At 62.6% G+C, this 10478-nt stretch carries 8 protein-coding genes and 1 pseudogene; 5 read left to right on the top strand and 4 right to left on the bottom strand.

What is annotated here, in order from left to right; all coding sequences use genetic code 11:
* A pseudogene (locus GCT13_RS38470) lies at window positions 1-183 on the bottom strand (citrate-proton symporter); the annotation flags it as partial.
* Window positions 184-603: 420 nt separating this feature from the next.
* On the opposite strand from GCT13_RS38470, the gene GCT13_RS38465 reads away from it, so the two are divergent.
* Window positions 604-1383 (top strand): SDR family NAD(P)-dependent oxidoreductase, encoded by a 780-nt coding sequence (locus GCT13_RS38465; RefSeq protein WP_321574891.1) that lies wholly within the window; start codon window positions 604-606, stop codon window positions 1381-1383.
* Between the two features lie 43 nt (window positions 1384-1426).
* Here GCT13_RS38465 and GCT13_RS38460 read toward each other — a convergent pair whose 3' ends face one another.
* The 3 genes from GCT13_RS38460 to GCT13_RS38450 form a co-directional block, all read right to left on the bottom strand.
* Entirely contained in the window at window positions 1427-2368 is a 942-nt protein-coding gene (locus tag GCT13_RS38460; RefSeq protein ID WP_152767185.1) for an HpcH/HpaI aldolase/citrate lyase family protein, read from the bottom strand.
* On the bottom strand, window positions 2365-3522 hold the full coding sequence (locus GCT13_RS38455; RefSeq protein ID WP_152767184.1) for a CaiB/BaiF CoA transferase family protein: 1158 nt from the start codon (window positions 3520-3522) through the stop codon (window positions 2365-2367). The genes GCT13_RS38460 and GCT13_RS38455 overlap by 4 nt, the downstream gene beginning before the upstream one ends.
* A 175-nt stretch (window positions 3523-3697) precedes the next feature.
* Window positions 3698-4609 (bottom strand): LysR substrate-binding domain-containing protein, encoded by a 912-nt coding sequence (locus GCT13_RS38450; RefSeq protein WP_152767183.1) that lies wholly within the window; start codon window positions 4607-4609, stop codon window positions 3698-3700.
* Window positions 4610-4785: 176 nt separating this feature from the next.
* Here GCT13_RS38450 and GCT13_RS38445 point away from each other — a divergent pair, with 176 nt between their 5' ends.
* The 4 genes from GCT13_RS38445 (at window position 4786) to GCT13_RS38430 (ending at window position 10444) form a co-directional block, all read left to right on the top strand.
* Window positions 4786-6231 carry an aldehyde dehydrogenase family protein gene (locus tag GCT13_RS38445; protein ID WP_152767182.1) on the top strand — a complete coding sequence of 482 codons (1446 nt, stop codon included), beginning with the start codon at window positions 4786-4788 and terminating at the stop codon, window positions 6229-6231.
* 59 nt (window positions 6232-6290) lie between these two features.
* Window positions 6291-7403: a zinc-binding dehydrogenase gene (locus GCT13_RS38440; protein ID WP_152767181.1), complete on the top strand. Its 1113-nt coding sequence runs from the start codon at window positions 6291-6293 to the stop codon at window positions 7401-7403.
* A gap of 111 nt (window positions 7404-7514) precedes the next feature.
* Complete coding sequence (locus GCT13_RS38435) at window positions 7515-8546, top strand: TRAP transporter substrate-binding protein (RefSeq protein WP_152767180.1); 1032 nt, start codon at window positions 7515-7517, stop codon at window positions 8544-8546.
* Window positions 8547-8611: 65 nt separating this feature from the next.
* Window positions 8612-10444 (top strand): TRAP transporter large permease, encoded by a 1833-nt coding sequence (locus tag GCT13_RS38430; RefSeq protein WP_227747226.1) that lies wholly within the window; start codon window positions 8612-8614, stop codon window positions 10442-10444.
* The last annotated feature ends 34 nt before the right edge of the window (window positions 10445-10478 follow it).

Genomic DNA, 10478 nt, shown 5'->3' with positions numbered 1-10478 from the left:
GACCGCGAACGTCATCATCAACGAGGCGAACTCGCTCTCGGCGGGAAAGAAGACGTTGGCGATCTGCGTGGCGTAGAAGCCGAACAGGAAGAAGTCGAACTGCTCCAGGAAATTCCCGGCCGTTACGCGGACAACCGCAGCGGCCTTTGAATGTCCGGTCGAAACGCTAGACGAGGGGTGCATCGAGGTGTCTCCTGAGATCCAGAAAATACGCGGTGATCCGGTCGATTGTGGTTTTGGCAATGTTCGCCCGGGGCCGGCAAAACGATAAGTGCAATCTTCGGAACGATTGATGTCCAGTCGTTATCAATCGAGGCCTGCTTACACCGCCGCGCTTGCAACGCGAGCACGCGGCAGCGGCCGTCACAGGCCTTTCGGCCGTCAGGCGGGAGATGGCCAGTTTTCCAGACGGTTTCATACGACAGCCGCTCGATTGCGTTGACTTTTTCTCACAATAGCCAGCCTTAATATCCATTGAGCCGTATCGACGCGTCTCCGATAATCTGCTCACGATAATGGCGCGTAGCGCCTGTCGAATCCTCCCGACATGAGTTGCGCGACGCACAGTCGTGAAGAGCGGGCCGCAGACAACCAGGAGACAACGTGGAGCAGACGAACGAAAGCGGTACACGCCGCGTGGCAGTCGTGACAGGCGGAGCAATGGGCATAGGCGCGGACAGCGCCGGGCAACTCGGCCGACGTGGCTATCACGTCGTGCTGGCAGACATCAATAAGGGTGCCGCCGAAGAGACCGCCGCGACGCTCGAGCGCGAAGGTCTGTCCGCGTCGGCTGTGCAGATGGACGTCGCGAGTCCCGAATCGATCGCCGCCGCGTTCGATGCGATCGCCGGCACCCACGGACGTTGCGATGTGCTCGTCAACTGCGCCGGGATTGCGACGCTGGTTCCATTCATCGACTATCCGCTCGACGTCTTCCTCAAAACAATGCAGGTCAATGTCACGGGCACACTATTGTGCGCGCAACATGCGGCGCGCCTGATGGTCAGGAACCGGTGGGGCCGCATCGTCAACATCGCTTCCGTCGCGGGCATGCGCGCTGTCGGCAAGGGCCGCACTGCGTATGGCACGTCGAAGGGCGCAGTGATCGCGCTGACGCGTCAGATGGCGGTCGAGCTATGCGACTACGGCATCACCGCGAACGCAATTGCGCCCGGACCCGTCGACACGCCGATGACAAAAGCGCTGCATAGCGACCAATTCCGCGAGGAGTATTCACGCGCGATTCCGATGAAGCGCTATGGCAAGACATCGGAGATCGCCGCGGCTGTCTGTTATCTGGCTTCCGAAGAAGCCGCCTACACAAACGGCGTCGTGCTGCCCGTGGACGGCGGTTTCCTCGCATGGGGCGCGGGCGCGGTCTGACGGAAGGCGGTGCGCCTCGCGGTGCCGCGAGGCGCGTCCTTTGTCAGGCTGCTCCACCTCGCATCAGGATGCGTTGCGCCATGCGCAGATTTGCGTAGTCGATCATCTTGCCGTCGACGGATACGGCGCCTTTGCCTTCCGCTTCGGCCTGCCGCATCGCATCGACGACGCGCGTTGCGAATGCGAGTTCGTCCGCCGATGGCGTGAACGCGTCGCGCGTCGCGTCAATTTGTGAGGGGTGAATCACTTGCTTCCCGTCGAAACCAAGTGCCGCTGCCTTTTCTGCCCAGGCCCGCGTCAGTGTCGCGTCGCGGTACGCACCGCATGGGCCGTCGATGGCGCGCAATCCGAAAGCGCGCGCGGCGACGAGTACGCGCATCATCGGATAGGCGAACAGGTCGAGCGGCGTTTCGACGTAACGCGCGCACGGCGAGAGCGTCGTGTGGCGATAGCCGTCCGGCGAGCCGCCGATTTCCGCGCTGCGCGCGCCGATCGAGCCCGACAGATCGCCGACGCCGAGATGCAGCGCTGCGATACGCGGCGTGCTCTGAGCCAGCATCTCGACCATGACCAGGCCGAGCGCGGTCTCAATCAGCAGATCGATGGAGAGGGGAGCGGCACGGGCCGTGCCTTCGGCTGCGTCGATCCAGCGCGCGATGTCGGCGATCTCCGGGGGGCCTTCCGCCTTCGGCACGAGTATCGAGTCGAGCCGCGCGAGCGGCGCAAGTGTACGCACTTCATCTTCGATGAAACGGCTGCCGTATGCATTCACGCGCACTAACACTGTCTTGTCGCCCCAGTCGAGGTTTAGCAGTGCGCTACGGGCGCATTGCAGCGCCTCATGCTTTTCCTGTTCCGGCACGGCATCTTCGAGATCGAGAAACACTGCGTCAGCACTCGAGCGCGCGGCGGATTCGACAAGACGCGTTCGATGCGCGGGCGCCGCGAGCACGGTGCGCGTCACGCGGGCGGCGGGGCGGCTCATGCGGCGCTCCTCTTACGGGCGGCGAGTTCGGCAAGCACACGTTCCGTATGTTCGCCGACTGCGGGCACGGGGTTCATCACAGGGGCGACTCCCGCAATCGTGATCGCGGGCATAAACATGGTCTGCATGCCCGTTGGCGATTGCACTTCGCGCGTTCGCTTGCGTTCGCGAATCTGCGGATGATCGACGAACTCCTCAACCGAGTTCATGCGTGCGTTCGCGATGGCAGCCGTGTCCAGGCGGCGCAGCACTTCGTTGCTGTCCCATTGCGCGAAGTGGGCGACGATCAGCGCTTCGAGCGCGTCGCGATTCGCAAGGCGTTGGGGGTTCGTGGCGAAGCGCGAGTCAGTGGCGATTGCGTTGTCGCCGAGCACGACGTCACAGAACGATGCCCATTCCCGCTGGTTCTGGATGCCGAAGAAAATGCTGCGGCCATCGCCCGTTCGAAATGGGCCATACGGCGCAATCGTCGCGTGGCGCATGCCGTTGCGCTTGAGCGGCTCGCCGCTGCCCGTCGCGTAGTAGGCGGGATAGCTCATCCATTCCGTCATCGAGTCGAACAGCGAGACCTCGAACGCCGTGCCGCACCCCGTGCGCTCACGCTGATAAAGCGCCATCAACACGCCATTGAGCGCGTACATGCCTGTCGCGATATCGGCAATGGCGAGTCCGCATTTTGCGGGCTCGACTTCGCTGCCGTTGATTGCGAGAAAGCCAGATTCGCATTGCACCAACAGGTCGTACGCCTTCTTGCTGCTATACGGGCCGCCGCTCCCATAGCCAGAGATATCGCAGGCAATGAGACGCGGATAGCGCGCGACGAGCGACTTCGCATCGAGTCCGAGCTTCGCGGCGGCGCCGGGTGCGAGGTTTTGCAAGAAGACGTCGGCTGTTTCGAGCAGCGCGTCGAGCGCCGCTGCACCATCGGCGCTCTTGATGTCGAGCGCGACGCTTTCCTTCGATCGGTTGGTCCAGACGAACTGGCTCGACATACCGTTCATCACGTTGTCGTAGTCGCGGCAGAAGTCGCCGCTACCCGGACGTTCGATCTTGATGATGCGCGCGCCCCAGTCGGCGAGATGGCGCGAAGCGAGCGGTGCGGCGATGGCCTGTTCGAGCGACACCACGGTGATGCCCGAAAGCGGAAGCGACATGCGTTGTCTCCTGATTGTGCGGATCACGATGACGGCAAGCATTGCCGTCGCACAAAAATCCTAGCGTGCGAAGCGCTTCAGGAGGAAATACTGTTTGAGACTACGGGGTATAGGCATGTCTAATACACCCGTTGCAAACCGCGCCGGCGAGCGCGAGAAAGCGCACCATCTGTCTTCAGGACGGCTCGCTCGAGAGCGTGGGCGTGATCTCTTCGACGATCTGCTGCACGCAGTCCTGCACGGCGCGCGATGCCGCCGTTTGAGGCACGGCGTTGAGCCGGCACAGCGCGACGGAGCGCTCGAGAGTTGGCTTCACGAGGTAGCGGGTGAGCAGATCCGTTTTGCGGTCCATGTTGAAGAAGCCGGAGAGAATCGTCGCGACTTCGCCGCGCCGTGCGAGTTCGAGCATCGTGGGCAACGAATCCACATCGGCGACCACGTTCAGTTCCAGTCCTGCGCTCGTGAATGCGCGCTCGACGAGCAGCCGCAGGCCATGCGATTTGCCGGGCAGCACGAGCGGTACGCCCGACATCAGTTCGAGCGGCACGGACTTCGCGAGCGGATTGCCGATCCATGCCGCGCCGTGCACGCAAAGACGCTCGTGAAAGAGCGGAACAGTGGATACGCCACGCGTTTCGGTTTCGCGAAACAGCACGGCGAAGTCGAGCCGCCCGTTAGCGAGCAGTTCGTTCAGATATCCGCTCATGCTTTCGAAGATCTGCAAATGAATGCCGGGGTGAGCGGCCCGCATCCGCTCGATCAACGGCACGGCCAGCGTCGAAGCAACGCTTGTCGGAAGGCCGATTGCGACCTGACCCGTGAGAGCATGTTCGCCTCGTTTGACGTCGCCGCGCATCTGCTCGATCTGCTTGATGATGGACCGGGCATGACGATACAGCGTCGTGCCGGCATCGGTGGGCGCGACGCCCGAGTAACTGCGCAAAAGCAACGGCACGCCCAGGTCATCTTCCATTTCCGCGATCTGCTGACTGAGCGACGGCTGCGAAACGGACAGCGCGAATGCCGCCTTCGAGAGACTGCCCGCATCGACGCAGGCCACGAAATAACGCATCTGCCGGATGTCCATCGCGCGAGTCTCCTGGGTGTGCTGCGTCGCGGGTATAGGTGGCGATTATATGCTCTATCGCCAATTCGTATTTGTTGCCGTCACATCGATCTCTCTATACTTTTTTTGCCCAGGCTTTTGCGCTTGCTGAGCCTGGAAACATATTCGCGGAACTGAAACAGGACAGGAGACACGACATGCCACTCGAGGCGCAAACCCTTTTCATTGACGGCGCGTGGACCAGCGCCGCTTCTGCCGCCGCGCTCGACGTGCGCTCGCCGACCGACGGCGAGACCTTTACCGCGATTTCTCGCGGCGACAGCGCCGATATCGAGCGTGCTGTTGACGCGGCACGCCGTGCACTGCAAGGAGCATGGGCCACGATGGCGGGCTTCGAACGCGGTCGCATCATGACGAACCTTTCCAACCTGATTCTCGCGAATGCCGAGGAGATTGCGCAGATCGAAGCGCGCGACACGGGCAAGCCGATCACGCAGGCGCGCACCGACATCCGCGCGACGGCGCGCTACTTCGAGTTCTACGCGGGTGCCGCCGACAAGATACTCGGCGACGTTCTGCCTTTTCTCGATGGGTATCAGGTCACCGTGCAGCGTGAGCCGCGCGGCGTGTGCGGGCTCATCATTCCGTGGAACTACCCTGCGTCGATGTTCGGCCGCACGGTCGCGCCCGCTCTCGCTACGGGCAACACGGTCGTACTGAAACCGGCGGAAGACGCGAGCATGAGCTGCATCCGGCTCGCCGCGCTTGCGCACGAGGCGGGCTTGCCAGCGGGCGTGCTCAATCTCGTTACCGGCCTCGGTGAGGAAGCGGGCGCGGCGCTATCCCAGCACCCTGACGTCGATTTTCTGTCGTTCACGGGCTCGCCCGAAGTCGGCACGCTGATCCAGACGGCAGCCGCCAGGAACCATGTGCCTTGCGTGCTCGAACTCGGCGGCAAGTCGCCGCAGATCGTATTCGACGATGCAGACTTCGAACACGCCGCTCAGACGATCATCGGCGTGATTACGCAGAACGCAGGACAGACCTGCTCGGCGGGTAGCCGCGTGCTGATCCAGCGCTCCGCCTATGACCGCTTCATCGCAATGCTCAAGGAGCGCATGTCGGCTGTGAGAGTCGGCGCACCCGCAGCCGATCTCCAGTGCGGGCCGGTCATCAACAGCACGCAGGCAAAGAAGGTGCAGGGCTTTCTCGATCGTGCGCGCGCTGACGGTATCGAAGTGATCGCGCAAGGCGCGCTCGACGGCAGCGCGGTCAAGACCGGCTACTTTGTGCTGCCGACATTGTTCGGTCCGGTTCCGACCACACATGAACTCGCGCAGGAAGAAGTGTTCGGCCCCGTGCTCGCTGCGATTCCATTCGAAGACGAAGCGGAAGCGATCCGTATCGCAAACGGTACGGCGTATGGTCTCGTCGCCGGCTTGTGGACGGAGAACGGCGCGCGACAAATGCGCGTCGCGAAGAAGCTGCGCGTGGGGCAGGTGTTCATCAACAACTATGGCGCCGGTGGTGGCATCGAATTGCCGTTCGGCGGCGTCAAGCGTAGCGGCCATGGCCGCGAGAAGGGCCTCGAAGCGTTGAAGGAATACACCGTCGCGAAGACTATCGTGCTTCGTCACGACTGATCGCGCACGTCACCGCTAACGATAACGATCCGCATAGACATCATCAGGAGACAGTCCGTATGACGGCAGTACCTGAATTTTCCCGCGCTGCGGTGCTGCGCGAATTCAAGGCGCCTCTCGCAATCGAAGAAGTCCCTGTGCCACGCGAAACGGAGCCCAACGCCGCGCTCGTCAAGATCGAAATGTGCTCGATTTGCGGTACGGACGTGCATCTGTGGCAAGGATCGCTGTCGCTCAAGGTGAATCTGCCCGTCATCATCGGGCATGAGATGGTGGGCCGCGTGATTCGCACAGGTGTGGGCGTGAGCACCGATTCCGTGGGTACGCCATTGAAGGCCGGCGATCGCGTCGTCTATACGCACACGTCGTGCGGCGGCTGTTACTTCTGCACGACGGCGCGCAAGCCGACGCTGTGCACGAATCGCCGCGCGTACATGTACGAGAACATCGAGGAATCGCCCTATCTGCTCGGCGGCTTCTCGCAGTACGGCTATATCCTGCCACAGGCGGGGCGTCTGCGAGTGCCGGATTCCGTGCCGAACGAACTGGCGAGTTTGTCAAGTTGCGCGCTGCGCTCGGTGATGAATGCCTTTTCGCAGATCGGCGAGATCGAGCCGACCGAGACCGTGTTGATCCAGGGCGCAGGCCCGCTCGGCTTGCTGGCGACGGCGAATGCGCGGGTACGCGGCGCGAAGAAGATCATCGTGGTCGGCTCACCGGAGCCGCGCCTGAAAATGGCGGAGCGATTCGGCGCGGACGTATGCATTCCCGTCGAAGGCACGACGCCCGCCGAGCGGCTCGATACGGTGCTGTCGCATACGGAAGGACGTGGCGCCGACATCGTGATGGAGTTCACAGGCGTGCCCGCCGCATTCGCGGAAGGCCTTGCGCTTGCGCGCAAAGGCGGGCGCTATCTGGTGGTCGGCCAGCTCGGCGAGGCTGCCACATCGATGCAGCCTTCGATGATCGTCAAGAAGAACCTGCAGGTGATCGGTTCTTTCTCGGGTGACGCGCGCAGCTATTCGCTCGCGCTGCAGTTTATCGAGCGGCATCAGCATGCGTTCCCATTCCACGAAATGATTTCTGGCCGCTATACGCTCGACCAGGTGAACGTCGCACTGACGCGCATGAAGAATTTCGAAGAGATCAAGCCGGTCATTACAGTCGATTGACGATGGACGGCTCGCTCGCCGGAACGGATGGGCGGGCGCGGCACACCAGGCATTTCCAACGCGCGGACATCATGCCGGGCCAATCCGGCAGAACATAAAAGGAGACAGCAGATGGCTATGAATCGTCGCAACTTTCTCGTCACGGGCGCAGGTTCAGTGGCGGTTGCCGCATCGGGCATGCTCGGCGCGCCGTGGATTCGCCGCGCACAGGCGGCGGAGTTCACGTACAAGGTCGGCACCGATCTGCCCGCATCGCATCCGCTGAACGTGCGAATTCAGGAGGCCGCGAACGCGATCAGAAAGGAAACTGACGGACGCATGGAAATCCGCGTGTTTCCGAACAATCAGCTTGGCGGCGATCCCGACATGTTCGCGCAACTGCGTGCAGGGGCACTGGAGTTCTTTACGCTCTCGGGCGCGAATGCGCTCTCCGCGCTCGTACCGAAGACGGCCATCTCCGGTGTTGGCTTCGCGTTCAAAGACTACGGCCAGGTATTCGCAGCGCTCGATGGCGAACTGGGTGCGCATCTGCGCGGCCTGATCACGAAAGCGGGTCTCGTCGTGCAGGACAAGGTCTGGGACAACGGCTTCCGACAGATCACGAGCAGCACGAAGGCGATCCGTACGCCCGCCGACCTGCAAGGGATGAAGATCCGCGTGCCGCCCGGCCGTCTGTGGATTTCGCTCTTTCGCGGACTGTCCGCAGCGCCCACTTCCATCAGCTTCAACGAGGTATATTCCGCGTTGCAGACGAAGGTGGTCGAAGGCCAGGAAAATGCGCTTGCTGTCGTCGATACCGCCAAGCTGTACGAAGTGCAGAAGTACTGCTCGATGACAAGCCACATGTGGGACGGCTTCTGGTTCCTCGGCAATCGCGCCGCGTGGGACAAGCTGCCCGCGAATGTCCGCGACATCGTGTCGAAGAATCTCAACTCGTACGCGTTGCAGCAGCGCAAAGATGTGGCGCAACTGAATGCGTCGCTGCAGGCGACGCTGGAAGGGAAGGGACTCGTCATCAACTCGCCGGATATGACGGCGTTCCGCGACGTGCTGCGCAAATCGGGCTTTTACGCCGAGCAGAAGCAGTTCTTTGGCGAAGAGGAGTGGGCGCTACTCGAAAAGGTCACCGGGAAGCTAGCATGAGAACGCACATCGTCGAAGACTTCTCGCAGCCGCCGGACGACGGCGGTGCGCTTCGGTTGCCGTCTATGCCGGACTGGCTCGCGCGCGTCGACCGCGTGCTCGGGCTGATCGTCGCGGTCCCGGCTGCGCTGCTCGTGCTTGCGGAAATCGTGCTGCTTTTCAGCGGCGTGTGCGCGCGCTACGTGCTTCACCGGCCGCTGGTATGGGGCGACGAACTCGCGTCCATCCTGTTCCTGTGGCTTGCGATGACGGGCGCGGCGACGGCGCTGCATCGCGGCGCGCATATGCGGATGACGGCCATCGTCAACCGTGCCGGTCGCGAATGGGGCGCGATATGGGACACCGTCGCGCTCGTCGCGAGCCTGCTGTTTCTAGGCTTGATCGCGGCTCCGGCGTATTCGTATATCCAGCAACAATGGATGATCGTGACGCCCGCGCTTGAATTCAACGATGGGCTGCGGGTGGCCGCGATCGTCTATGGCGTCGGTTGCATGCTGTTGATGTGCGTGGTGAAGCTGCTGGCGACCGGCTGGAAGCCAGCGCTGATCGGCGTGGTCGTGTCGGCGGCTGTCGTGGCGGGGCTGGACACGGCTGGGCCGCTACTTCAATCACTCGGCAATCTGAACCTGCTGATCTTCTTCGTTGGCGTCGTTGGATTTACCGTGCTGAGCGGCATGCCGATCGCGTTCTCGTTCGGACTCGCGGTGTTCTCTTATCTGTCGCTGTCGACGTCGATGCCGCTGGAGATCGTCGTGAGCCGGATGGACGAGGGCATGTCGCAACTGCTGCTGCTCGCGGTGCCGATGTTCATCTTTCTCGGCTTGCTGATCGAAATGACGGGCATGGCGCGCGCGATGATCGGGTTTCTCGCGTCGTTGCTCGGACATGTGCGCGGCGGTCTGTCATATGTACTGGTCGGCGCGATGTACCTGATCTCGGGCATCTCGGGCTCGAAGGCAGCCGACATGGCCGCCGTCGCGCCGATCCTGTTTCCGGAGATGAAGAAGCGCGGCGAGCGTCCCGGCGAGCTGGTCGCGCTGCTGTCGGCGACGGGCGCGCAAACCGAGACAGTGCCCCCCAGCATTGTGCTGATTACGATCGGCTCTGTGACGGGCGTGTCTATTTCGGCGCTCTTCACGGGCGGACTGCTGCCGGGCTTCGTGCTCGCTCTGGCGCTGTGCGCGCTGGTCTGGTGGCGTTCGCGCCGCGCTCAGCCCGTGTCGTCTATGCGCGCTCCGCTGTCGCAGGTCGGCAAGGCGCTGCTGGTCGCCGTGCCGGCGCTCGCGTTGCCCGTCGTGATCCGCTTCGCGGTCGTCGAGGGCATTGCCACCGCCACTGAAGTATCGACGGTCGGCATTGTCTACGCGCTGCTCGCCGGCCTTTTGATCTACCGACAGTTCGACTGGAAGCGCATCGGTCCGATGCTCGTCGAAACAGCTGCGCTGTCGGGTGCGATCCTGATCATCATCGGGACCGCGACGGCGATGGCGTGGGCACTCACGCAGTCCGGTTTCTCGCACAGTCTCGCCGCATTCATGGAGCACCTGCCGGGTGGCGCTGCCGCTTTCATGGCGGTGTCGGTGGTGATGTTCGTGCTGCTTGGCAGCGTGCTGGAAGGCATCCCTGCCATCGTGCTGTTTGGGCCGTTGCTGTTTCCGATTGCGCGCGAAGTGGGCATTCACGAAGTGCAGTATGCGATGGTCGTGATCCTGTCGATGGGACTGGGACTGTTCTCGCCGCCGTTCGGCGTCGGCTACTACGGCGCGTGCGCGGTCAGCAAGATTCATCCCGACGAAGGCATTCGTCCCATCGTCGGCTATATGATCGCGTTGTTCATCGGCATTGTCGTGATCGCTGCCGTGCCGTGGATTTCCATCGGGTTCCTGAAGACACCATGATGCGGTGTGCTTGCCGCGCAACCGGCAAGCGCTG

Origin of the sequence: Paraburkholderia franconis, from assembly GCF_009362735.1 — a bacterium.
GTDB lineage: Bacteria > Pseudomonadota > Gammaproteobacteria > Burkholderiales > Burkholderiaceae > Paraburkholderia > Paraburkholderia franconis.
The sequence above is the reverse complement of the archived record's forward strand: the minus strand, read 5'-3'. Positions and strand labels throughout refer to the sequence as shown.